This window comes from Streptomyces sp. NPDC059009, assembly GCF_042740175.1.
Classification (GTDB): Bacteria; Actinomycetota; Actinomycetes; order Streptomycetales; family Streptomycetaceae; genus Streptomyces.
Genome location: NZ_JBHYJB010000025.1, coordinates 13,300 through 36,126 on the forward strand (window position 1 = coordinate 13,300; position 22,827 = coordinate 36,126).

26 protein-coding genes and 1 pseudogene are annotated in these 22,827 nt (G+C 71.3%); 15 read left to right on the top strand and 12 right to left on the bottom strand.

Annotation, left to right across the window (positions count from 1 at the left end; translation table 11 throughout):
- Positions 1–114: 114 nt before the first annotated feature.
- The 3 genes from ACFWYM_RS24050 to ACFWYM_RS24060 all read left to right on the top strand — a co-directional run bounded on the left by ACFWYM_RS24050 (position 115) and on the right by ACFWYM_RS24060 (position 2,835).
- Complete coding sequence (locus ACFWYM_RS24050; RefSeq protein WP_384840775.1) at positions 115–1,446, top strand: serine/threonine protein kinase; 1,332 nt, start codon at positions 115–117, stop codon at positions 1,444–1,446.
- A 59-nt stretch (positions 1,447–1,505) separates the two neighbouring features.
- Positions 1,506–2,126, top strand: coding sequence for a DJ-1/PfpI family protein (locus ACFWYM_RS24055; protein ID WP_384840777.1), 621 nt, complete (start codon positions 1,506–1,508; stop codon positions 2,124–2,126).
- Positions 2,127–2,502: 376 nt separating this feature from the next.
- A complete protein-coding gene (locus ACFWYM_RS24060) occupies positions 2,503–2,835 on the top strand; it encodes a hypothetical protein (RefSeq protein ID WP_384840780.1) in 333 nt (110 codons plus the stop codon).
- A 74-nt stretch (positions 2,836–2,909) separates the two neighbouring features.
- Here the strand turns inward: ACFWYM_RS24060 and ACFWYM_RS24065 are convergent, their stop codons facing one another.
- A complete protein-coding gene (locus ACFWYM_RS24065; RefSeq protein WP_384840783.1) occupies positions 2,910–3,782 on the bottom strand; it encodes a MurR/RpiR family transcriptional regulator in 873 nt (290 codons plus the stop codon).
- A 162-nt stretch (positions 3,783–3,944) separates the two neighbouring features.
- Here ACFWYM_RS24065 and ACFWYM_RS24070 point away from each other — a divergent pair, with 162 nt between their 5' ends.
- The 7 genes and pseudogenes from ACFWYM_RS24070 to ACFWYM_RS24100 form a co-directional block, all read left to right on the top strand.
- Entirely contained in the window at positions 3,945–4,934 is a 990-nt protein-coding gene (locus tag ACFWYM_RS24070; protein WP_384840786.1) for an N-acetylglucosamine kinase, read from the top strand.
- 68 nt (positions 4,935–5,002) lie between these two features.
- Positions 5,003–5,785 carry a sugar isomerase domain-containing protein gene (locus ACFWYM_RS24075; RefSeq protein ID WP_384840788.1) on the top strand — a complete coding sequence of 261 codons (783 nt, stop codon included), beginning with the start codon at positions 5,003–5,005 and terminating at the stop codon, positions 5,783–5,785.
- An 80-nt stretch (positions 5,786–5,865) separates the two neighbouring features.
- Positions 5,866–6,531: a GntR family transcriptional regulator gene (locus ACFWYM_RS24080; protein WP_384840791.1), complete on the top strand. Its 666-nt coding sequence runs from the start codon at positions 5,866–5,868 to the stop codon at positions 6,529–6,531.
- Positions 6,532–6,541: 10 nt separating this feature from the next.
- On the top strand, positions 6,542–7,015 hold the full coding sequence (gene aac(6') / locus ACFWYM_RS24085) for an aminoglycoside 6'-N-acetyltransferase (RefSeq protein WP_384840794.1): 474 nt from the start codon (positions 6,542–6,544) through the stop codon (positions 7,013–7,015).
- A gap of 189 nt (positions 7,016–7,204) precedes the next feature.
- Positions 7,205–8,548: a M12 family metallo-peptidase gene (locus ACFWYM_RS24090; RefSeq protein ID WP_384840797.1), complete on the top strand. Its 1,344-nt coding sequence runs from the start codon at positions 7,205–7,207 to the stop codon at positions 8,546–8,548.
- Complete coding sequence (locus ACFWYM_RS24095; protein WP_384840800.1) at positions 8,545–8,904, top strand: hypothetical protein; 360 nt, start codon at positions 8,545–8,547, stop codon at positions 8,902–8,904. The genes ACFWYM_RS24090 and ACFWYM_RS24095 overlap by 4 nt, the downstream gene beginning before the upstream one ends.
- Positions 8,905–8,916: 12 nt before the next feature.
- Positions 8,917–9,126, top strand: a pseudogene (locus ACFWYM_RS24100) (LGFP repeat-containing protein); the annotation flags it as partial.
- A gap of 106 nt (positions 9,127–9,232) precedes the next feature.
- Here ACFWYM_RS24100 and ACFWYM_RS24105 read toward each other — a convergent pair.
- Together ACFWYM_RS24105 and cynR are read right to left on the bottom strand one after the other, a co-directional pair.
- On the bottom strand, positions 9,233–10,546 hold the full coding sequence (locus tag ACFWYM_RS24105; protein WP_384841123.1) for an amidohydrolase: 1,314 nt from the start codon (positions 10,544–10,546) through the stop codon (positions 9,233–9,235).
- A gap of 32 nt (positions 10,547–10,578) precedes the next feature.
- The gene (cynR, locus tag ACFWYM_RS24110) at positions 10,579–11,514 is read right to left on the bottom strand and encodes a transcriptional regulator CynR (protein WP_384840803.1); all 936 of its coding nucleotides are present in this window, start codon (positions 11,512–11,514) and stop codon (positions 10,579–10,581) included.
- A 188-nt stretch (positions 11,515–11,702) separates the two neighbouring features.
- Between cynR and ACFWYM_RS24115 the strand changes: the two genes are divergently transcribed.
- From ACFWYM_RS24115 to ACFWYM_RS24125, 3 genes are read left to right on the top strand one after another with little or no spacing between them, the layout of a single operon-like run.
- Entirely contained in the window at positions 11,703–12,296 is a 594-nt protein-coding gene (locus ACFWYM_RS24115; protein WP_384840806.1) for a carbonic anhydrase, read from the top strand.
- Positions 12,297–12,349: 53 nt separating this feature from the next.
- Positions 12,350–12,820, top strand: coding sequence for a cyanase (cynS, locus tag ACFWYM_RS24120; RefSeq protein ID WP_384840809.1), 471 nt, complete (start codon positions 12,350–12,352; stop codon positions 12,818–12,820).
- A 38-nt stretch (positions 12,821–12,858) separates the two neighbouring features.
- A complete protein-coding gene (locus ACFWYM_RS24125) occupies positions 12,859–13,359 on the top strand; it encodes a nucleoside deaminase (RefSeq protein ID WP_384840812.1) in 501 nt (166 codons plus the stop codon).
- Between the two features lie 71 nt (positions 13,360–13,430).
- On the opposite strand, the gene ACFWYM_RS24130 is transcribed toward ACFWYM_RS24125, so the two are convergent.
- The 3 genes from ACFWYM_RS24130 to ACFWYM_RS24140 form a co-directional block, all read right to left on the bottom strand.
- Positions 13,431–14,585, bottom strand: a complete 1,155-nt coding sequence (locus ACFWYM_RS24130; protein WP_384840815.1) for a PQQ-dependent sugar dehydrogenase — start codon at positions 14,583–14,585, stop codon at positions 13,431–13,433.
- A gap of 104 nt (positions 14,586–14,689) precedes the next feature.
- Positions 14,690–15,418: an aspartate/glutamate racemase family protein gene (locus ACFWYM_RS24135; protein WP_384840818.1), complete on the bottom strand. Its 729-nt coding sequence runs from the start codon at positions 15,416–15,418 to the stop codon at positions 14,690–14,692.
- Between the two features lie 100 nt (positions 15,419–15,518).
- Entirely contained in the window at positions 15,519–17,009 is a 1,491-nt protein-coding gene (locus ACFWYM_RS24140; protein WP_384840820.1) for an NCS1 family nucleobase:cation symporter-1, read from the bottom strand.
- A 300-nt stretch (positions 17,010–17,309) separates the two neighbouring features.
- Between ACFWYM_RS24140 and ACFWYM_RS24145 the strand changes: the two genes are divergently transcribed.
- Positions 17,310–18,131, top strand: a complete 822-nt coding sequence (locus ACFWYM_RS24145) for an SAM-dependent methyltransferase (RefSeq protein WP_384840824.1) — start codon at positions 17,310–17,312, stop codon at positions 18,129–18,131.
- A 12-nt stretch (positions 18,132–18,143) separates the two neighbouring features.
- Here the strand turns inward: ACFWYM_RS24145 and ACFWYM_RS24150 are convergent, their stop codons facing one another.
- Positions 18,144–18,788, bottom strand: a complete 645-nt coding sequence (locus ACFWYM_RS24150; RefSeq protein WP_384840827.1) for a dihydrofolate reductase family protein — start codon at positions 18,786–18,788, stop codon at positions 18,144–18,146.
- 230 nt (positions 18,789–19,018) lie between these two features.
- On the opposite strand from ACFWYM_RS24150, the gene ACFWYM_RS24155 reads away from it, so the two are divergent.
- Positions 19,019–19,540, top strand: coding sequence for a nucleoside deaminase (locus ACFWYM_RS24155; protein WP_384840830.1), 522 nt, complete (start codon positions 19,019–19,021; stop codon positions 19,538–19,540).
- Positions 19,541–19,554: 14 nt separating this feature from the next.
- Here ACFWYM_RS24155 and ACFWYM_RS24160 read toward each other — a convergent pair whose 3' ends face one another.
- The 5 genes from ACFWYM_RS24160 to ACFWYM_RS24180 form a co-directional block, all read right to left on the bottom strand.
- Positions 19,555–20,127, bottom strand: coding sequence for a hypothetical protein (locus tag ACFWYM_RS24160; protein ID WP_384840833.1), 573 nt, complete (start codon positions 20,125–20,127; stop codon positions 19,555–19,557).
- A 23-nt stretch (positions 20,128–20,150) separates the two neighbouring features.
- Entirely contained in the window at positions 20,151–21,050 is a 900-nt protein-coding gene (gene htpX, locus ACFWYM_RS24165) for a zinc metalloprotease HtpX (protein ID WP_384840836.1), read from the bottom strand.
- Positions 21,051–21,232: 182 nt separating this feature from the next.
- A complete protein-coding gene (locus tag ACFWYM_RS24170; RefSeq protein WP_384840839.1) occupies positions 21,233–21,379 on the bottom strand; it encodes a hypothetical protein in 147 nt (48 codons plus the stop codon).
- 162 nt (positions 21,380–21,541) lie between these two features.
- A complete protein-coding gene (locus ACFWYM_RS24175) occupies positions 21,542–22,447 on the bottom strand; it encodes a DMT family transporter (protein WP_384840842.1) in 906 nt (301 codons plus the stop codon).
- Complete coding sequence (locus tag ACFWYM_RS24180; protein WP_384840845.1) at positions 22,444–22,644, bottom strand: hypothetical protein; 201 nt, start codon at positions 22,642–22,644, stop codon at positions 22,444–22,446. The genes ACFWYM_RS24175 and ACFWYM_RS24180 overlap by 4 nt, the downstream gene beginning before the upstream one ends.
- Between the last annotated feature and the right edge of the window lie 183 nt (positions 22,645–22,827).

The window sequence follows — 22,827 nt, forward strand, 5'->3', positions numbered from 1 at the left end:
TTCCATGCCGGTACGGTGTCCAGCCGACACCTCGCCGAACACCCCGCGCACGACCGCCCGTTGGCCTTGAAGGTCATGCGTCCGTAGTTCGCCGACGATGCCGCGTTCCGCGACTTGAAACCGTCGAACGTGCTCATGGGGGCCGACGGCATCAAGGTCATAGATTTCGGGATCGCCCAGCTCGCCGACGCCACGGTGCTGACCCGTACCGGGGCGGTGGTCGGCACTCCCGGCTACATGGCGCCCGAGCAGGTCCGGGGCATCCCGGGGCCGGCTTCGGACGTGTTCGCGTGGGCGCTGACCGTTGCGCGTGCCGCGACCGGGCGCCCGCCGTTCGGCACGGGCCCGGCCGAGGCGGTGACGTATCGCATCCTGCACGATGACCCGGACCTCGACGGTGTGCCGCCAGGACTCGGCGGAGCCCTGTGGGCGGCCGTGGCCAAGGACCCCGCCGAACGGCCGTCAGCCGCCCAACTGGTGGAGATGATCGACGGCTTGATACCGGCCCCGCCGATTCCGCCGGCCCCGCCGATCCCACCGACCTTGTCGGCCGCCTGGGCTTCGACCACGCCCCTGCACCAGCCCGGCAGCCCGACGCCACAGGTGCCGCCCGGACCACCGCGGACGAGGCAACTGGAGCCGGACCGGCCCCGGAGCCCGGACGAGCCCACCGGGCACACCGCGCCCGCCGCGCCCACCGGGCAGGCCGGTGAGCGCGGACGACGGTCGGCCGCAGTGCGGCGATGGCGACGGCCGCTCACGGTGCTCGTGGTACTCGCGGGCCTCTTCGCGGCGGGCCAGGCCGTGCAGTGGCGCGACGACCACGCCGAACAGACGTCGTCCACCGACGCCGACGACGCCGACACGACCGGTACCGGGTACGGCAAGGGATCCGCCAGGGACGCTCCGGCGCCAGACGTGCCGGACACGCCCGCCGCCACCCGGATCGTCACCCTCGAACCCTGGGACACCGTCGACGACCCGAAACCCGCGACGGGCGTCAGAGTCACCCGGCAGGAGAGCGGCAGCTGTTGGACGGGATCCTTGATCCTCGACCGTTCTGACGCCTGGAGGTGCAGCTCCGACGGCGGGATTCTCGACCCCTGCTTCTCGGCCGGGGACGGCACCTGGCTCCTGTGCGACCAGGACGGTTCCGGCCGCCGGATGATCGGCCTGCACAACGAGAGGCCATTGCCCGCCGGGAACACGTCCGACCCCGGGGAGGGCGAGACGTTCTACCTGACGATCGCCCTCGCCGACGGTCAGCGATGCCGCTTCGTATCGGGCGGCACCTTCACCAACTCCGCCGGGCGCATGAACTACAGCTGCCCCGACGGAAAGCTCTTCGGGAACCCGCGCACCGCACATGCCGCGTGGACCATCGCCTACCAGCGAAACGGCACCGGAAACCTCAGCGAAGAGCGGATCACGACGGTCTACCGCTAGGAAGGCGCTCGGGCCGTGGAACGAATCGCCCGAGCGTGTCCGCGGCTATCCTGCGGCACATGGACATAGTGATCCCGCTCTTCGACCGCTTCGAGCCGCTCGACGCGATCGGGCCGTACGAGATCCTTGCGTACGTGCCCGGGGCCACCGTGCGGTTCGTCACGGCCGAACCGGGCCTGGTGCAGGACGTGTTGGGGTCCCTGCCGGTGCACGTCCCGGCCGCCTACGCCGATGTGGAGCGGTGCGACGTCCTGCTGATCCCGGGCGGCGGCAGCTTCCTGGCCATGGTGGACGACACCGACTTCCTGGAATGGGTGCGGCGGATCCATGCCGGCACCCGCTTCACCACCTCGGTCTGCACCGGCTCCCTGGTACTCGGCGCGGCCGGCCTGCTGAAGGGCCTGACGGCCACCACGCACTGGGACGCGGCCGCCCAACTGGAGTCGTACGGTGCCGTCTACACCCCGGAGCGGATCGTCCGGCAGGACCGGGTGATCACCTCGGCCGGGGTCTCCTCCGGCATCGACATGGCCGTACGGCTGTCCGCCCTGCTCACCGACGAGGTGACAGCCCAGGCGATCCAGCTCTACACCGAGTACGACCCGCAACCTCCCTTCGACACCGGCTCGTTGGCCAAGGCCCCGGCCGAGGTCGTCGAGCGGGCCCGCACGCTGGGCTAGAGCGTGTCCGGAGGGCACGGACACGAGAGCGGCTGACCGTGCGCGGCTCTCGCCCGTCTCGCAGTGGTCTGTGCGGCAACGGGTGCCCGGATGCTCGCAGGGAGTCAAGTCGCTCCGGAGAACCCGGCGTTGCCGCGCCGTGACGGACTATCCGGTTGGAAAATGCAGGAGTAATCTGCGAAGCAGTCCGTGGGATACGTACCGCCGTCAGCGCGGCGATGTGGTTCCGGCGATCACTCGGGCCCAAGGAGGGCCCCTACGCCAGCGGCAACCTTCGCGGGACTGTGCACCCGCTTCATCGGCACCGCTGTGACTCTGCGTGAATGGCTCCCCTCTATCGGCATGTGGCAGTGGTGCGCGGCTTTCAGGACCCCTGATGCGTGACGTCTTCATGGACGAGCTCCTCCTGATCACCCCCCTTCATGACACCGCCGGCGTGCGCTTGTACGGCGAGGTCATCGGCGTTCACAGGGCGCCGCTGGCCGTCGTCGTGGCCGAACACAGCCGCAACGCGGACGAGATCACCGTTGATCTCACGCGGGTCGAGTACGTCTCCAACGCCATCCTGGAGACCCTCGTCGTCCTCGCCCGACGCCTGGTCCCGCCCCAGCACCTGTGCGTGCGCGCCACCAGCGAACTCGGCCTGCAGGAACGGCTTGTGGCTCATGGGTGGGACGACATCGAGTCCCTGCAGGTGAGCGCCGCCTGACGGGCGCGTGCTGTCGTCGCGGGAGGCGGCAGGCACGCACTGCGGCGGGACGCACCGTGGCCGGCGCACACCGTTCAACGGCGCGTGCGCACCGCGTGGTCCGGGGTGATGTGCGACGTCAGCGCGATGGACGCCGTCGCGCGTTCGTACGTGAGCTGGGCGACGCGCGCGTACAGGCAGTCCAGGATCAGCAGGGCCGAGTGGCGGGTGCCGAAGCTGCCGCGGCGGAAGCTGGTCTCCGCCGTCGTGGAGGAGAGGTGGAACGCGGCGGCCCGCGCGACGGGTGAACGGGCGTCACCGGTCAGCGAGATCGTGGTGGCGCCCCGGGCGGCGGCCTGGCGCAGCGGGCCGAGGACCTCGCGGGTGCTGCCCGAGTGGGAGACGGCCAGGACGGCGTCGGCGGGCGTGAGCAGCGCCGCGGACGTCTCGGCCGCGTGCACCTCGGTCCAGCCGCGGGCGGCGCAGCCGATGCCGAAGAGGTGGGCCTCCGCCTCGCGGGCGAGGATGCCGGAGCCGCCCACGCCGTAGATGTCGATGCGGCGGGCCTTGGCGAGGGCCTGCGCGGCGCCCTCCAGGGCGGTGCGGTCCAGGCTGTCGGCGGTGCGGCGCAGCGCCTGCAGGTCGGCGCCCGCGACCACGGCGATGACGTGCTCCAGGTCGTCGTCGGGCCCGATGTCCGGGCCCAGCGGGCGGCTGTCCGCGCGGTCGCTGCGGCCCTGCTCCTTGGCGAGTTCGAGGAGCAGCTGCTGGTAGGAGTCGAGGCCGAGCAGGCGGCAGAAGCGGGTGACCGCCGCCTGGGAGGTGCCCGCCCGTCGGCCCAGGTCGGCGGCCGAGGCACGGCACACGGCGTCGGGGTCCGCGAGGACCGCCTCGCCGACCTTCCGCAACGATCCGGTCATGCGCGGGAGTTCGGCGCGGATGTGGGCGGTGATGAGGGCGGGGGCCATGGGGGACTCGTCTCAGGGTGCGGCTGGTGCGGCTGGTGCGGGTGGCTGCAGGGGTGGTGCGGGGTGGTGAGGGGCCGTGCGAGGTTGTGTGAGGTCGTGCGGGCACGAGGAGTGCGTCCGGGTCTTGTCCGGGAGTGAATCTATCAATCACCATGCGGACTCATGGCTGAATCCCTCCAACCACCCTTCGTCGTCGGCCTCGACGCCGGTGGCACCCGCATCCGCGCCTACCTCGGCGACGCCGCCGGCCGCGAGCTCGGCTCCGGCCACGGCGGACCCGGCAACGCGCTGAGCGTGCCGCGCCCCGAGCTCGTACGGAATCTGGCGGCGGCGCTGGATGCCGCCGTGCCCGGCGCGCTGCGCGGCCAAGTGGCCGCCGTCGCGGGCGGGTTCGCGGGAAGCGGGGACGAGGGCGAGCCGGACGGCGGCGGACACGGGGCGGTCGCCGCCGCCGTGTCCGAGGCGCTCGCCGTCACCGGCATCGACGGCGCACGCGTCGCGGTCTACGGCGACGCCGACATCGTGCTCGCCTCGGCGCCCGGCGCCCCCGCCGACGGACTCATCCTCATCGCGGGCACCGGAGCGATCGCGGCCCGGGTGACGGGACGGCGGCGCGTGCGGTGCGTCGACGGCGACGGCTGGCTGCTGGGGGACGCGGGCAGCGCCTTCTGGCTGGGGCGCGAGGCGGTGCGGACCACGCTGCGCGCGGCGGACGGACGCGGACCGTGGACTGCCTTGACCCGCCGCATACTTGAGACGGTGGCGCCGGGAACCCCCGCCGCCGCACCTCCCGCCTCCTGGGCGGAACGCGGCCGGATGCGCAACCGGATCGCCACCTGGGCCTACTCACATCCCCCCGTCACCCTCGCCTCGCTGAGCCCGCTCGTGGCCGCGGCGGCCGACGAGGGCGACGCGTCGGCGCACGCCCTGCTGGACGCGGCCGCCGACGAACTGGCGGCCAGCATCGGCGCGTTGGAGCCGGGCCCCGGCGAACTGCTCGCCATGACCGGGGGCCTCGCCGGACCGGGCGGACCGCTCCGGGCCCGGGTGACCGCACGTGCGGAGGCGATGGGGCTGCGCGTCGCCGCGGTCCGGGACGGCGGGGCGGGCGCCCTGGCCCTCGCGCGCCTCTTGACGCACCCTCGCCACTGATTCATTGTTTCAGACTGCATAGAGATAGATGAATCAGCGAATCACCCACCCGAGAGAGGTCGGTCCTCGTGACGGAATCACGGCACCCCGGACAACCCCAGCTGAGCGCCGCCGAGTTGGCCGACCAGGTACGCACGACGATCGACCGCGCCGTGGAGACCAACAAGGACGCGGTGGCCGCCACGGCCCGCCTGTTCGCCGACTGCGTCGCCGCCGACGGCGTCATCCACGCCTTCGGCACCGGCCACTCCCAGGCGACGGCACTGGAGATCTCCGGGCGGGCCGGCGGCCTGGTCCCGACGACCCGCGTCGGCCTCGCCGACCTCGTACTGCGCGGCGGCGAGGACCGCTCGGTGCTCGCCGACCCGCTCCTGGAGCGCCGCCCCGGACTCGCCCAGCGGCTCTACGAGTTGAGCACGCCGCGCCCTCGGGACCTGTTCGTCGTCATCTCGAACTCCGGCGTCAACAACTCCATCGTCGACATGGCGCTCCTGGTGAAGGAGAAGGGGCACCCCCTCATCGCGCTCACCTCGATGGAACACACCCGGTCCGTCCCCGCCCTGCACCCCAGCGGGCACCGCCTCGCCGACCTCGCCGACGCGGTGCTCGACAACTGCGCGCCGCCCGGTGACGCGATCCTGCCCGTGCCGGGCGGCGCGGCCGCCTGCGGCGTCTCCACCGTCACGTCGACCCTGCTGGTGCAGATGGTGGTCGCCGAGGCCGTCGCGCTGCTGTCGGCCGAGGGCCACGAGCCGCCCGTCTACATCTCCGCGAACCTCCCCGGCGGCTTCGAGCGCAACGCCACCCTCGAGGCCCACTACGGTGAGCGGCTGCACCGCGGCGGCCACTGAGCACCGCCGCTCGACCGGGTCGCCCTCCGGCCACGTATCGTGACGGGGCACCGTACGACCCGGTCCGAGAGGCGACACACGTGACGGACACCCCCGGCCGGACGCCGCTGAGCGAGCAGGCGCGCGACGCCGTCCGCGAGCGCATCGTCACCGGCCGCTACCCGCAGGGCTCCCGCATCGTCGAACGCGAGGTCGCCGAGGAACTCGCCATGTCCCGCGTCCCGGTGCGCGAGGCCCTGCGCGCCCTGGCCGCCGAGGGCCTCCTCGAGCTCCTGCCGCACAGTGGCATGCGGGTGCGCCGCCTGGAGCGCGCCGACGTGGAGCACCTGTACGAGGTGTGGGAGCCCCTCGCCGTCCAGGCGTCCCGGCTCGCGGCCCGCCGGGTCGCCGCGTGCGCGCCGGACGAACCGGCGGAGATGGCGCTCCTGCGGGACGCCCTGGACCAGGCGGACCGGGCCGCGGAGCGCGGCGAGCCGACGGCGGAGGCGGGCGTGAACGCCGACTTCCACGCCACGGTCGTCACCCTCGCGGGCAACCCGCTGCTCACCCGCACCATGGACCAACTCGCCTGGCAGCTGCGCCTGTTGTTCGGCCTGAACGACGAGCCCGACACCATGCGCGCACAGCACCACCGCATGTACGCCGACATCGCCTCCGGCGACCCCGACACCGCCGGGGCGATGACCCTGATCCACGTACGGGACAGCAGGCTCGGGGCGCTGCGGTCCCTGGTCGAGGAAGAGTAGGCCCGGGGGCATGGAACTGCGCGGCGACAAGGTCGTACTGCGTTCTGCGACGAGCGGCGACAGCGAGGTGCTCGACAGGATCGTCCGCGAACCGGAGGTCGCGGCGTGGTGGTCACCTCCGGAGGACTACGAGGACATGCTCGCCGTGGTCGCCGAGGGCGAAGTCGTCGGAGCGATTCAGTTCGAGGAGGAGACCGACCCGGAGTTCCGGCACGCCGGCATCGACATCTTCCTGACGGCTCGGCAGCACGGGAAGGGGCTCGGCACCGACGCCGTGCGCACGCTGGCCCGCTGGCTGGTGACCGAGCGCGGCCATCACCGGCTGGTCATCGATCCCGCGGCCGCCAACACCGCGGCGATCCGCAGCTATGGCAAGGTCGGCTTCAAGCCGGTGGGAGTGATGCGTGCGTACGGGCGCGACCACCGTACGGGCCGGTGGCAGGACGGCCTGCTCATGGATCTCCTCGCCGAAGAGCTGATCTGAGGCGGGTTGCCGGGACGCCGGGCGACCATCCGGACCAGGTACTCCGTCGGAGCGGAGTGGGACCCCGCGGGTGGGTGAAAAGCAGGTGCCGTCGCGACGACTTCGAGGAATTCGAGGGTTCCGGGATTACGTGATTCCGGAACTCCGGGATTCCGGGATTCCGAGGAGTCCGGACCGCGAAAGGCTCACATGAAGCGTCTGTCCCGTCCGGGGCTGCCCGCCCTGGCCGTCTGTCTCACCGCGCCGCTGCTCGCCGCCCCCGGCGCCGCCGCGGCAGCGGGACCCGACCCCGACCGCCCCTGGGTGGTCCGCACCACCACGATCACCGTGACCGCCGCGAACTTCGAGCCCCTGTGCGCTCCGGAGCGCGACCACCTCCCCGACGAGCTGGACCTGATCACCTACCCGTACGACGTCGGCATGCACGCGGTCGCCGACGAGTCCTACGACGACGGCGAAGGCTCCATCGCCTGGAGCGGCCACGCCGAGGGCCGGCCCGAGCAGACCGTGCAGCTGTACGTCACGCATGCCTGCGGCGGCGGGCCGGTGGCGCTGACCGGACAGGCCGACCTGGGCCGCTACCGCTACGTGGCCCACCCCGCAGACGAGGGCGACGGCCGGACCGTGTTCGAGGAGATCGACACCGCCAAGCTGCCGGCCCGCACCGGCTCGGACGTCCGGCCGCGTCCGGACCACCCCCGCTCGGCCTCGCGCGCCCCGTCGGCCGCACCCCGCCAGGCCACCTGGAAGGACCCCGCACAGGTCGACGTCGCCTTCGCCTACACCCCCAAGGCCGCCGGCATGGCCCGTAAGGACTACGCGGACGACAAGGACGCGGTGCGGCTGTCCGCCGAGAACGCGGAGCGGCTGTTGAACAGGGCGCTCGCCGGCAGCGGCGTCCCGGCCCGCGTCGACGCCGTGGCCGCCGAGGAGTTGACCGGCTACCGCGGCTACAAGCCCTTCAAGGACCGCTGGGGCACATGGCACAAGGACAGTGAGGAGGTCGGCGGGGTGCAGGACCTCGCCGAGCGCGGCGTCGACTCGATCGGCAAGCGTGCGCAGCAGCTGCGCGCGACGCACGGTGCCGACCTGGTCATGCTCGTCACCGGCGTCCACAACGTCGCGGGCATCGCCAGCTACGCACAGCCCGAGGACATCCTCGGCCCGGACCACAGCCCGTACGCCTATGCCGCCTCCCAGTACGGCGGCATCGTCGACCACACGGTCAGCCACGAGCTGGGCCACCTCTTCGGTCTGCACCACGACCGCAGGACGATGAAGGCGCAGAAGGAGAGCCCCAGCCGGAAGTACCCGTTCAACACCGGCTACATCACCCAGGACCAGCGCTGGCACGACATCATGGGGTACGACTCCGCCTGTGCGCGATGGTGTGCCACGATGCCGCGCTTCTCCAACATCGACGGCGTTGCCTGGCAGGGCCAGAAGACCGGCGACACCCACAACCGCGGCGCCGACGCGCTCAAGCTCACCGCCCACGCCATCGCCAAGTACGCAAGCGGCAGGGCCAGTTGACCCGTCACGCGCTGGCTCTCGGCGTGTCCCCCGGCGACGGCGGCACCCTGGCCCCCAGTCTCTGGGGACCGTACCGGCCGGGCACCGAGGTCACGGTCACCGCCTGGCCCAAGCCCGGCTACACCTTCGAGAGGTGGGTCCTGGACGGCAAGGAGTCCTCCTGGCCGCACGCGCCGGAGCGCACCGTGACCATGGACAAGGCCCGCACGCTGACGGCCAAGTTCATCAAGGCCGACTGCCGCACGACCCCGCAGGGCTCGCTGGGTGCCAGGTGGCAGCAGCTGGGCGGTGACCGCGGGCGGCTCAAGTGCGCGCTCGGCGACGCGGGCAAGACCGTCAAGGGCGGCCTGTACTAGCGCTTCGAGGGCGGCGTCCTGTACGCGTCCACGCACCGTGGCACCCACCCGGTGTGGGGCGCCTTCCTCAAGGAGTACGGCAAGCAGCGCTACGAGCGTGGCCGCCTCGGCTTCCCCACCTCCGACGAGACGAAGGTCAAGGAAGGTGTGCGGCAGACCTTCGAGGGCGGCACCCTGACCTGGAACACCAAGACCCGCAAGGTGACGGTCCGCTTCCGCTGAGGCGGGCGACGGCGCGCTCAAGGACGGGCGACACCGGGTGACCCCCGGGGACCCGGCGACGTGCGGCCCGCTCCACGCACCCACCCCCGCGTCGCTCACCCACAGGTCACGCACCCACAAGTCGCCCGTCCCGCGCCACGACCCGCCCGCCCCGCACCACGACGTCGCGCCGCGGCATGTCGACCACGACCTGCGCCAGGCACTCGCCGTCCACCAGCAGGAAGTCCGCGGGGGAGCCCGGCTCGAGGTCGGCGGGCGGGAGGCCGAGCAGGGCCGCGCCGTCGTGGGCGGCCGTCAGGTAGCAGTCCTCCAGCTCCTCGTCGAGGCGGGCGTCGACCAAGTAGCCGAGGAGATGGGCGCGGTAGAGCATGTCGGCGTTCCCGTACGGGCTCCATGCGTCGCGCACCCCGTCCGAGCCGATCCCGACCCGTACGCCGTGCCCGCGCAGCCGCGCGAACGGCAGGACCCGCGTGCTGTCCGGCGCCACCGTCGTCAGCGAGACCCCCGCCTCGCCCAACTCCTGTGCCAGCCGGTCGAATTCGGCACCCTGCACCCCCGGCACGCAGAACGCGTGGCTGACCGTGACCTTGCCGCCCAGCCCCGACGCACGGGTGCGGGCGGCGATTTCCCTGAGCGGCACGAGGCCCGTCTCGCCCTGGTCGTGCAGATGGATGTCCACGCCCACGCCGTGCCGCTCGGCGATCCCGAAGACCGTGTCGAGCTGGGCCGTCGGGTGGTCCGGGTCGGCGTCGAAGCCCATCGGGTCGATGCCGCCGACGAAGTCGATCAGGCCGGTGCGCGCCGCCTCCTCCAGGAGCTCGGCCGTGCCCGGCGACCGACGCACCCCGTGCTGCGGAAACGCGACGATCTGCACGTCGGCCACCCCGCGCAGCGCGTAGCGCGCGGCGTTCACGCCCTCGAGCCCCTCGAGGCCGTACGCCGGAGCCACGTCCACCTGGGCGCGCATGCCGCGGGTGCCCTGCGCGGCGGCGTGGGCGAGCAGCCGGTGTGCGCGCTCGGCGACCGGCGTCGCGAGGCTCCGGCTCAACTCCACGTCCTGCGCGGCGTAGTCGGCGATGCCGCCGGGCGCGGGCCGCCGCGAGACCCACTTCTCGCCCCAACTGGTCTTGTCCGGGTGGATGTGCGCGTCCACGAGCGAGGGCAGCGCCAGCTTCCCGCCGCAGTCCACGGTCTCCGTCGGCGCGTTCTGGTCGGCCGTGTCGGAGATCAGTCCGTCGACGACATACAGGTCGGTGGGCTCGCCTCCCAGCGGGCGGACGTCGCGGAAGACGACGGAGGTGGCGGTGGGGTGGGGCACGGGAGCCTCCTGTGAGGTGGCGGGCTGGTGAAGCGGCACCTCCGTTTGTATACCAAATCTAGATCCGCTCGGGGTGTGGCTTGGGCTGCCGTCCACCTCCATCCTCGTCTTCACCGTGTTTTGTATACGAGGTGTCAGTCGCCGTCCGGGCCCGGCGCCAGCTCGTACCCGCGCTCCCCGACCAGCTCCCGCAGCAGCCGGACGAAGGCCCGGGCGGCGGCGCTGCGGTACGCGTCGGCGCGGGTGAGGAGCGTGGTCGTGCGGGTGGGCAGGGCCGGGTGCAGCTGGACGGGGGAGAGGTGGGGGTGGTCGTGCGTGATGGCGTCGGGCAGGACCGTGGCGAGCGGGGTGCGCTGCACGATGTCGATGAGGGCGTGGACCGAGTTGGCCTCGACGGCGATGCGCGGGCTCGCGCGGTGCCGCGTGAAGTAGGCGTCGATGTGCCGGCGTGTGGCGAAGTCCCCGCTGAGCAGGGCGAGTTGATGGCGGTCCACGTCGTCGACCGAGAGCGGGCCGGTAGCGCCGGAGGCGTGGTCCGCCGCGGTGCCGGGGGAGCCGACGACGAGGCTGAGCGCCTCCGTGAACAGGGGTGCCGCCTCGATGGTCGGCGGATGCGGGCCCGCGAAGCCGATCCCCAGGTCGAGCTCGTCGGCGAGCAGCCCGGACTCGATGCGGTCCTGCGGCATCTCCCGGACGGTCAGGGCGATGCCGGGGTGCCGGGTGTGGAAAGCGGCGGTGAGCGGGCCGATCAGGTACGCGGTGAAGGTGGGTGTCGCCGCGAGCCGCAACTGCCCGTGCGAGAGGTCCCGCACGTCGTGCAGCGACCGCTCGGCGGCCGCCAGGTCCCGCAGCGCGCGCCGGGCGTGCTCGACGTAGGCGGCACCGGCGTCGGTGAGCCGCACGGTGCGCCCGGTGCGGTCGAGGAGCTGGGTGTGCAGGGTCCGCTCCAGCTGCTTGACCTGGTGCGACAGCGTGGGCTGCGAGACGTGCAGCTCCTCGGCGGCGCGGGTGAACGTGCCGTGGTCGGCCACGGCGAGGAGATAGCGCAGGTGACGCAGTTCCAGGGCCATGCCCTCGACTATAGATCGCCTATAGATGTCATCGATAGGAGGCATGCCGACTGCGTATTGGACGCTATAGTGCCAGGTCATCCATGGTGGAGAAGTCAGCCGGACAGTACTGGCGGAAACCGGACAGTGCCGGTGGCTACCAAACAGCACCGGCGGCAAGCCGCCACAGCAAGCGAAAGGAAGGCCCCATGCGAGACCTCCGCCAGGGCGTCACACGGTTCCAGCGCGACGTCTTCCCGGCCAAGGCGGGACTGTTCGCCACGCTGGCCTCGCGGCACGCGCCGCACACGCTGTTCATCGGCTGCAGCGACGCCCGGGTCGTCCCGGAGCTGATCACCGGCAGTGAGCCGGGCGAGCTGTTCGTCATCCGCACCACCGGCAACCTCGTGCCCGCCTATACGCCCGGGGCCGAGGGCGTGGCGGCGGGCATCGAGTACGCCGTCGCCGTGCTCGGCGTCACCGACATCGTGGTGTGCGGACACTCCGTGTGCGGCGCGATGACGGCGCTGGCCGAGGGCCACGATCTGACCGCCGCCCCGGCGGTCGCCGACTGGCTGCGCCACGCCGACGCCTCCCGTGCCCGCACCGCAGCGGCCGGGGACGTACGCGCCCTCGTACGGGAGAACGTCCGCGCGCAGCTGGCCAACCTGGCCACGCATCCGTCGGTCGCCCGGGCCCTGGCGCAGGAGCGCGTCACCCTGCGCGGCTGGGTCTTCGACATCGCCACCGGCGGCGTCGAGGTCCTGGACGCGACCGCCGAGGCCGCCTCCCCGGCCGTCTGACCACCGGGCACTCCGCCCGCACCTCCATCCCCTGTCCCTGAGGAGAACTCCCCATGTCCCACGCCCAGTTCGACCCCACCGCCCGCCAGAACCTCGCCGTCGAGGCCGTGGCCGCCAAGACCCGCAAGGACCTCACCTGGCAGCAGATCGCCGACGCGGCCGGGCTCTCCCCGGCCTTCGTCACCGCCGCCGTCCTGGGCCAGCACGCGCTGCCCGCGGAGTCGGCCCGCGCGGTCGCGGAGCTCCTGGAGCTCGACGACGACGCCGTGGTCCTGCTGCAGACGATCCCGACCCGCGGCTCGATCCCCGGCGGCATCCCCACGGACCCGACGATCTACCGCTTCTACGAAATGCTCCAGGTCTACGGGACCACCCTCAAGGCCCTGGTCCACGAGCAGTTCGGCGACGGCATCATCAGCGCGATCAACTTCAAGCTGGACGTCAAGAAGGTCGCCGACCCCGAGGGCGGAGAGCGGGCCGTGATCACTCTGGACGGCAAGTACCTGCCGACCAAGCCTTTCTGACGCCCCCTCACACTCTTCAGCAGAGTTCGGAGACCCTGATGGACTTCGCGCAGCACACCATCGACCTCGCCCGCCGCAACGTTCTCGACGGCGGACGTCCCTTCGCGACCGTCATCGTCCAGGACGGCGAGATCCTGGCCGAGAGCCCCAACCAGGTCGCCCAGACCAACGACCCCACCGCGCACGCGGAGATCCTCGCCATCCGCGAGGCGTGCGCCAGGCTCGGCACCGAGCACCTGACCGGCGCCACCATCTACATCCTGGCCCTGCCGTGCCCGATGTGCCTGGGTGCGCTGTACTACTGCTCGCCGGCCGAGGTCGTCTTCCTGACCACCCGCGAGGCGTACGAGCCGCACTACGTCGACGACCGCGCGTACTTCGAACTCGACACGTTCTACGGCGAGTTCGCCAAGCCCTGGTACGAGCGCCGCCTGCCCATGCGGCACGCGCCCGAGGACTCGGCGGTCGAGGTCTACCGGCTGTGGCAGGAGCGCAACGGCGGCGAACGCCGCGTGGCGGGCGCCCCCACCGCGAGCTGATCGAGGCCGAAAGAGATACCGCCCCCACCGGCCGCCGCCGGTGGGGGCCGCTCGCGCCGGGCCGTGTCCGGCTAGGCGCGGTCGATGCGGGAGATGGTGCCGCCGATGTCGAGCACGTACAGCTCGCCCGTGCAGCCCTGTACGAACGAGACGACCTCGCCGCCGTTGGCCCCGAGGTCGTTGGCGCCGGTCACCTTGCCGTTCTTCATCTCCAGGGAGCGGATCGTGCCGTCGCAGTAGTCGCTGTACACGTACTGGCCCTTGAGGTCGGGGATCGCCGTGCCCCGGTAGACGAAGCCGCCGGTCACCGAGCAGCCCAGGCCGGTGCGGTCGTACTCGTGGACCGGCCGCACGTGGTTCGCGGGCTCGGTGTTGTCGCGGAAGGGGTGGGTGCCCTCCATCCGGGACCAGCCGTAGTTCTCGCCGCCCTTGCTGCGCGCCGAGGCCCAGTCGATCTCCTCCCAGGCGCTCTGGCCCACGTCACCGATCAGCAGGTCGCCGGTGCCCGAGTCGAAGGAGAACCGCCACGGGTTGCGCAGCCCGTACGCCCAGATCTCGTCCTTGGCCTTGGGGTCCTTGACGAAGGGGTTGTCCTTGGGGATCGCGTACGGCTTGCCGCCGCGCGGGTCGATCCGCAGGAGCTTGCCGAGCTGGGTGTCGAGGTTCTGCCCGTTGCCGTGCGGGTCACCGCCCGAGCCGCCGTCGCCGAACGCGATGTAGAGGTAGCCGTCGGGGCCGAACTTGATGTCGCCGCCGTTGTGGTTGGAGTAGGGCTGCGTCTGGGTGAGGACGGTGCGCCGGGTGTCCGGCTGGATCTTGCCGTGCCGCATCGCGAACTCGTCGATGGTGCTGGTGCCTTCGAGGTTCGTGAACGAGATGTAGAAGTGCGCGAACTTCTTGTCGAACGCGATGCCCAGCAGTCCGCGTTCGCCGTCGGTGGTGGTCTCCTTGGTGATGTCGAGGACGGGCTCGCCGAGTCCCTCGGCGCCCAGGACCCGTACGGTTCCCGCGCGTTCGGCGATCCAGACCTTGCCGCCGGGGCCCGCGGTGCCCGCGATGGGGTTCTGGCCCGTGGCCACCTTGGTGAGTGCGACCTTCGGCGCCGCCTGGGGCGCGGCGGCGGATTCGTCGGCGGACGCGCTGGTCAGGGAGAGGGAGGCGAGGGAGGCGACGAGGCAGAGGGCGCCGATGGTCGCCGAGCTTCTGGTGCGTATGCGTGATGACACCGTGATCCTCCTGGAGGCGGCGATGGCCTGAGTGGGGGAGGGGTGCTGCTGGCCAAGGACGAGGATACGGGGACGGGTGTTGCTGGTATAGACCAAGAGGCTGGTCAACTCCCTTGGTGTGGCGGCCAGTTGGCGAAGACCTTGCGGCGCGGCGTCGCGTACGTGCGCACCTTCGAGGTCGAAAGCCCCAGGCGGACCAGGGACTCGGCGATGGTCACCGCCGCCGTGACGCCGTCCACGACGGGGACCCCGGTGCGCTCCACGACCCGCTCGGCGAGCCCGGCCATGCCGCCGCAGCCCAGGCAGACGACCTCGGCCTTGTCGTCCTCGACGGCGCGCACGGCCTGGTCCACGATCGCCTCGACGGCGGCGTCCGGGTCCCGCTCCAGGTCCAGGACGGCCAGTCCGCTGGCCCGTACCGACGCACAGCGGTCCGAGAGGCCCGCGAGCTTGAGGCGGTCCTCGATGAGCGGCACCGTGCGGTCGAGCGTGGTCACCACGGCGTACGAGTGTCCGAGGAACTGCGCGGTGCTGGCGGCGGCCTCGGTGATGTCGACGACCGGGACGTCCAGGAGCTCCTGGAGCCCCTCGCGGCCGTGCTCGCCGTATCCGGCCTGGATGACGGCGTCGAAGGGGTGCGGGTAGGAGCGGACCGTCTCCATCACCGCGACCGCGGCCAGGTAGCTCTCGTAGTTCCCCTCGATGGACTCGGCCCCGAACTCCGGGGTGAGCGGCACGATTTCGGTCCCCTCACAGGCTGCGCTCGCGGCCTGCGCACCGATGCTCTCGGTGATCGCGGCGGTGGTGTTGACGTTGACGACGAGGATGCGCATGGCAGCCGGGCCTTTCGTGCGGGGTGGGGCGAGGAGCGGGGGAGGGAGAGAGGGGACGAGGGGGCGAGGGGGCGAGGGGGCGAGGGGGGGAGGGGTGCGGTCAGTCGGAGGCCACGGCGATGGACTCGCCGTCGACGTCGTGGAGGGGCGGGCGGCGGTCGGAGACGGCCAGGTAGGTCACGGCGGAGAGGGCCGCGCCGATGAACCAGGAGAAGCCGGAGAGGGCGTCGAAGAAGGGGGCCAGGGCGACGACGACCGCGACGGCGGCGGCCGGCACGAAGGAGGCGATGGCCCGGAGATTCACCCCGCGCCGGTAGAAGTACTCGCCCTGCCGGTCGTCGGTGTAGAGAGCGGGCACGTTCACGCGGGTCTTGCGGATCAGCCAGTAGTCGGCCATCACGACGCCGAAGACGGGGCCGAGCAGGGCGCCGAGGCCGCCGAGGAAGTAGTTGACCACGGTGGGGTTGTCGTAGAGGTTCCACGGCAGGATGACCAGGCCGATGACGGCGCTCACCAGTCCGGCGCGGCGGAAGGTCAGGGTGCGCGGGAAGAGGTTGACCAGGGCGTAGATGGGCGCCACGAAGTTGGCCATGAGGTTCACGGCGATCGTCAGGGCGATGAGGGCGAGCGAGGCCACGGTCAGCAGGAAGAGGTTGGGGATCGTGCGCACGACGTCCTCGGGGCTGGTGAGGATCTCGCCGTTCAGCTTGAACTGGGCGCCGCTGAGCACGACCACGATCCCGGCGAAGAACAGCATGTTCAGCGGGATGCCGAGGAGGTTGCCGCGCACGATCGCGGTGCGGCTCTTGGCCGAGCGCGTGAAGTCGCAGAAGTTCAGCACGAAGGTGCCGTAGATGACGACCCACAGGGCGGCGCTCTTGAGGACCTCGCCCCACATGTCCCAGCCGGTCGGCGCGTGCCCCGTGGACAGGGCGATGGAGCCGTCGGCCCGTAGGAACATCCAGATCGCCAGGGCGCACATGGTGATCAGGATGGTCGGCGCCGCGAACGCCATGTACTTGCGGATCAGCTCCATGCCGTAGCTGACGATGAGGACCTGCACGGCCCACAGGGCGAGGAAGGTGATCCAGCCCAGCGTGGAGAGCCCGAGGACGGAGTTGTCGTCGAGGCCGCTCAGGCCGGGGGATATCGCCTTGGCGAGCGTGCTGAGCACGGAGGACGCCAGATAGGTCTGGATCCCGAACCAGGCGATGGCCACGAGTCCGCGGACGACGGCCGGGATCTGCGCCCCCTTGATCCCGAAGGCGATGCGGCTCATCACCGGGAACGGCACGCCCGTCTTGTGCCCCATGTATCCCGAGAGCGTCAGCAGCAGGAAGAGCAGTACGGAGGCGACGGCGAAGGCCAGCAGGATGTGCCACACGCTGAGCCCGAGCGCGAACAGGCCGATGGCGAAGGCGTAGTTGCCCAGGCTGTGCACGTCGTTGCCCCACAGCGTGAAGACGTTGTACGCGCTCCAGCGCCGCCCCTCCTTCTTGGTGGGAGCGAGGTCACGGCTGTAGAGCCCGGAGCTGGTCGCGGGGCCGTCGTCGGCCGCGTTCGCTGCTGTCTGGTCTTGTACGGCGGCCATAGGGCGCTCCCAAAGGTCCAGGATGCGGAAAGCTGACTCTGCGGTGGGGAGTTGGGGAGTGGGGGTGCTGCGGGCAGCGCGGTGTACCGCCGCACTGACGGTCGCCGCTTGGTATACCAAGCGCGGGTTTCGAGTGAGAGTACAGCGACGACCCGGCGCTATCTACCCTGTGAGGGCCTCAATTTCGGCACGCACTGCGCGCCCCGTCGGCCGGACGGTATACAAACACTGCACGGCTCTGCGCCCGTACGGGACGCCGCTATCGTGTCGAGCCCCTTGGTCAACTCTGGGAGAGCCCGCATGCCTCACGACGGCCCGCCGATCAGCAGGAACGTTCCGCACTCGGCCCGGATCTGGAACTACTGGCTGGGCGGCAAGGACTGCTACGAGGTGGACCGGCAGGTCGGCGACCAGATCCGCGAGGTGAACCCGGAGATCGTCGACATCGCCCGCGCCCAGCGGGCGTTTCTCGTGCGCGCGGTGACCTTCCTGGCCGGGCAGGCCGGCATCCGGCAGTTCCTCGACGTCGGCACCGGGCTGCCCACCGCGAGCAACACTCACGAGGTCGCCCAGGCCATAGTCCCCGAGGCGCGGATCGTGTACGTCGACCACGACCCCATCGTGCTCGCGCACGCCGAGGCCCTGCTCACCAGTGCTCCGGAGGGTGCCACCGACTACATCGACGCCGACCTGCGCGCCCCCGAGGCCATCGTGCGGGGCGCGGCCAGAACGCTGGACTTCGCCCAGCCCGTCGCTCTGATGCTGCTCGGCATCTCCGCCCATATCCCCGACGAGCGCGCCTACGCGATCGTCGACCAGCTCAAGGGCGCGCTGGCGGCGGGGAGTTACCTCGTCTTCTGCGACAGCACGGAGGTCTACCACCCCGAGGCGATGCGCGCGATGGTCAAACAGTGGAACCGCACCTCGGACAACCCCCGCACCAACCGCACCACGCCGCAGCTCACGCGCTTCTTCGACGGCCTGGAGCTGATGGAGCCCGGCCTGGTGTCCGTGGCGCGGTGGCGGCCCGGCCGGGTCAGTGCGGCCGAGGGGGTCGACTGCTTCGGCGGGGTGGCCCGCAAGCCCGGGCAGGGCGGCCGACCGGCCGCCCTGCCCGGGTAGTTGCTGCTGTGCCTACTTCCGCCAGAACAGGTGGTGCGTCACCCCGCTCGGACTCGGCACCACGTCCAGGTGGAACCGGTCGCGCAGCTCGTCGGGCGACTCCCAGAGCCGTACGCCGGAACCGGCCTTGATCGGCGAGACCACCACATGCAGGGTGTCCACCAGGTCGGCGTCGAGGAACTCCCGGATCGTGGTCGCTCCACCGCCGAGCCGCACATCCTTGCCCTGCGCCGCCTCGCGGGCCCGCTCCAGGACCGTGGCCGGATCGTCGTCGGTGAAGTGGAACGTGGTGTCGGAGAGCGTGAACGAGGGCCGCTTGTGGTGGGTCATCACGAACACCGGCGTACGGAAGGGGGGTTCGTCCCCCCACCAGCCGCGCCACTCGTGGTCCTGCCAAGGCCCGCGCTGCGGCCCGAACTTGTTGCGGCCCATGATCTCGGCGCCGATGTTGCGCGCGTAGTCCCGCGTGAAGTAGTCGTCCAGGCCCCGGCTGCCCCCGGGGTCGGTACGCATGGGCCAGCTCGCCGTGGCACCGGCCCAGGCGAACAGCCGCCCGGGATCCATGTGGCCGAAGGGCCTCTCGAACGTCTGGTCCTCACCTGCCCCGAAGCCGTCACTGGAGACGTTGAAGTTCTGCACCCTCAGCAACTGAGTCATCTGTTCCTCCTGTGGTGCCGTGTGCCGTGTGGTCCATATCGATGGTGAGACTCCGGGGGAGGGAGAAACTCATCGCGACTCGTCACAACCCTTCACTGGGACGCGCACCCCCTGGATACACCCCGCCCGGCAGCAGACGACACTGACCGGGAGCAGACGACACTGACACGAGTGCACCACGCGCACCACCCCCAGCACGCGCATCACCCGCACCACGAAGGAGCCCAGGCATGGCCGACGCCCCCATCAGCACGAGCACCAGCAAGAGCACGAGCACCCCCTCCGCCGCCGACATCGAGCTGCTGCACACCGCCGTCGCCGTCGCCCGCCGCTCCCGCGAAGCCGGCAACCACCCCTTCGGCGCCCTCCTCGCCGGGCCCGACGGCGAGATCCTCCTGGAAGCGGAGAACAGCGTCACCACCGAACGCGACGCCACCGGTCACGCCGAGACCAACCTGGTCCGCCTCGCCACCGCCACGTACGACCCCGACTTCCTGCGCACCTGCTCCCTCTACACCAGCACCGAGCCGTGCGCGATGTGCTCCGGCGCCATCTACTGGGGCAACATCGGCCGCGTCGTCTACGCCCTGGGCGAGGACGAGCTCCTCGCCCTGACCGGCGCCAACGACGAGAACCCCACCATGGCCCTGCCCTGCCGCGAGGTCTTCAAGGCCGGTCAGCGGGACCTGCCGGTCCTCGGCCCGGTCGACCTCGCCGAGGCCCGTGCGGTGCACGACGGCTTCTGGGACTGACGCTCACGGCAAGCTCACAGCCCGGGGGCACCCCAGACCGGGAACCAGCGGGTGAGGTCCTTCTCGACGTTCAGGTCGTCGCCGAGCGTCGCGCGCATCTCCAGCTCCAGCGTGTTGTCCCGCTTCTCGGTCTCTGTGGCCTTGGGGGCGAAGGGGTAGAAGGTGCCGCGCTTGTAGAGATAGACCAGCGCCATCGCGCGCTGCCGGTCGCCCTGCGCCTCCCGGAAGCCGATCAGGGAGCACAGCAGGTGCGGCCCGAACCCGCTCTCCTCCAGTGTCGTGTTGACCGCGTGCAGGTCGTTGACCAGGCCGACGACATCGTCGGGGGAGTGGCGGGCGAGCAGCCAGGTGTAGCCGTGCTCGTCCTGGCTGAACTCGACCGGGGCATCGAGCAGTTCACGTATGTCCTGTTCGATGCGGGCGAAGGCGCCGCCCTCGACGCTCGCGAAGCAGACCGAGCCGCGGCCCGTCGGCACGAAACCGGCCGCCGCCTGCAGGGTGACGGCCGCCGAAGGCAGGGCGAAGAGCTGGTCGAGGTCGGGGCGGACCGGCTTGCTCCGCCCGAGAATGGCGTCGAGGAATCCCATGCGCTACCTGCTCCTCCCCTTCGTCACGGCCGGCCGAGCTGGGCGGAGATGCGGCCCAGCTGGTCGAGGCGCTGCTCCAGCGTCGGGTGCGAGGACAGCAGCCGGCCGGCGCTCTCCTTGTTGAAGGCGGGGGCGAAGAAGAACGCGTTGAACGGCTCCGCCTTGCGCAGGTCACGGGTCGGGATCTGCGCCATCTGCCCGGTCACCTTGGTCAGCGCCGAGGCGAGCGCCGACGGCTTGCCGGTGAGGATCGCGGCGGCCCGGTCGGCGGACAGCTCGCGGTAGCGCGACAGAAGCCGCGTGAGCAGGAAGCTGATGGCGTAGACGACCGCGCTGACGGCGGTGACCACCAGGACCGCCACGGCCGCGTTGTTGTCCCGGTTGCCGCGGCTCATGCCGCTCCACAGCGCGGACCGCGTGATCAGGCCGGCCAGCACGCCAAGGAACGAGGCGATGGTCATCACCGCCACATCGCGGTGCGCGACGTGCGACAGCTCATGGGCGAGCACCCCCTCCAGCTCCTCGGGCTCCAGGCGGCGCAGCAGCCCGGTCGTGGCGCACACCATCGAGTTCTTCTGATTGCGGCCGGTCGCGAAGGCATTGGGCACGTCCGACTCGGCGATGGCGACGCGCGGCTTGGGCATGTCGGCGAGTGCGCACAGCCGGTCCACCGCGCCGTGCAGCTCCGGGGCCTGCTCGGGGGTGACCTCGCGCGCGCCCATGCTGAACGCGGCGATCCGGTCGCTGAACCAGAACTGTCCGATGAACAGGGCGCCCGAGAACAGCAGGATCACCATCCAAGCGCCCTTGAGCATGACGATGAGCACGCCCACGACCACCACATAGAGCAGTCCGATGAAGAACATGGTCGTGACCATGCGTGAGGTGAGCCCTCGATCGGGGGCGAAGCGGGTCTGCGCCATGGAGCCTCCAGAGCCTTTCCGCCTTGATTGTCCCTCTTCGCCCGTCTCGGCGACATAAGTGGCTCCGCCATGGCCGGCTCACGAGGCTCCGGTCGTTGTGGACCACACCTATCGGTGTGATCTTGAAGCTCGGCGTGGCCGGAGGTCATCTCCGGCGTCGCCCTACCGGTGGTGGGAAGGGTTCAGTAGGGCCCGTCCGAAGGGCGGATCAGGGCGCGCGCCAGGTGCTTGCGGCTCTTCGCGTCGTCGGCGACGTACTGGCGCAGGAGCCCGCAGTCACTGCAGACAAGCGTGGTGAGAGCTATGGCCTTCTGTGATGGTGTGCTCAACGTTCCTCGGAATCGGGGCAGTTGGGGCCGGGGCCGGGGGCCAGGTCTGTGGCGGGTGGCCGCGCAGGGCGCGGGTGGCCGTGCGCTCACGTATCCACTCCACTGTCGCGGTGTCCGGCGGTGACGGAATCACGTCATGCGCGTAGTTCTGCGGGGAGGGCCCTACGCGCCGGATGCGTTCGGCGACGGCTGGTGCCGGGGTTGTGTGGTGACCGTCCCTGCCGATGCCGCGCTGATCAGTGCGATGCCCAGCCACTGCAGCGGGGCGAGCTGCTCGTGCAGGAGCAGCAGGCCGGCGAGGGCCGCCGCGACGGGCTCCAGGCTCTGCAGGACTCCCACGACACGCACCGGCAGCCGGCGCAGGGCGGTCAGTTCCAGGGAGTAGGGCAGGGCCGCGGACAGCAGGGCCACCGCAAGTCCGAGGGGCAGGGCGGAGGGATGGGCGAGTCTGGTTCCGCTGTCCGCCAGGGCGAAGGGCAGCGTCAGCAGCGCGGCCCAGAGCACGGCGAGCGCCAGGGGCCGGCCGCCGGACATGCGTGCACCGGTGCGCCGGCTCAGCACGAGATAGCCGCCCATCGACACCGCGGACGCCATGGCGAACAACAGCCCCGTCGGGGACAGGGAGCCCGAGGCCGAGGACCCGGGAAGCAGGAAGCAGGCGATGCCCGCCGCCGCGAACAGAGCCCAGGCGGCATCGCGTGCGCGGCGGGCGGCCAGGAGGGCGACCACCTGCGGGCCGGTGAGCTGGATGGTCATCGCCACGCCCAAGGGCAGGTGGTCCATCGCGACGTAGACGAGGTTCATGCCGGCGATCGCCGTGCCCAGAGCGAGGATCAGCACGCGGCTCCCTCGCTCCCGGGGCACCTGGCGCGGCCGCCAGAGCACGAGCAACATGACGGCGGCCAGCAGCAGACGTAAGCCGACCGCGCCCAGGGGCCCGCCCACCGTTTCCATCAGGCGCTTGCCCAGGGCCTGACCGGTTTGGACGCTGATGACGCTCGTCAGGACGAGCAGCGGGGCCGGGGCGGACAGGCGCGGTCGGCCAAGGCCGATGCCCGTCCGGTTCACTGTGTGCGCCCTTGCACCCTGGTGGCCGTACCGGCAGGCGCCGCCTGATCGTCGCCCGCGATGAGCAGCCGCGCCGGAGACGTGGCCGACGGGGGAGGCCGGTGCCAGACGCGCAGCAGACCGCACACACACCGGGCGTAGACGATGGTGCCGTCGGACACCGGATGGCGGGAGACGATGTCCTCGCACTCGCCCACGGGCCAACCACAGGCAGGACATGGGCGGTTGGCGCGATCCGGGCTCGGGCGGTTGGCGCGATCCGGACCTGGGTGGGCGGCACGGGGCGGAGACGGGTGGTCGGATCGTGCGTCGCAGTCAGTCATGTCCCCAGGCTCGGTCAGGCGAATGTGCACGTCCATCGCAAAATTCGGCACGGAACT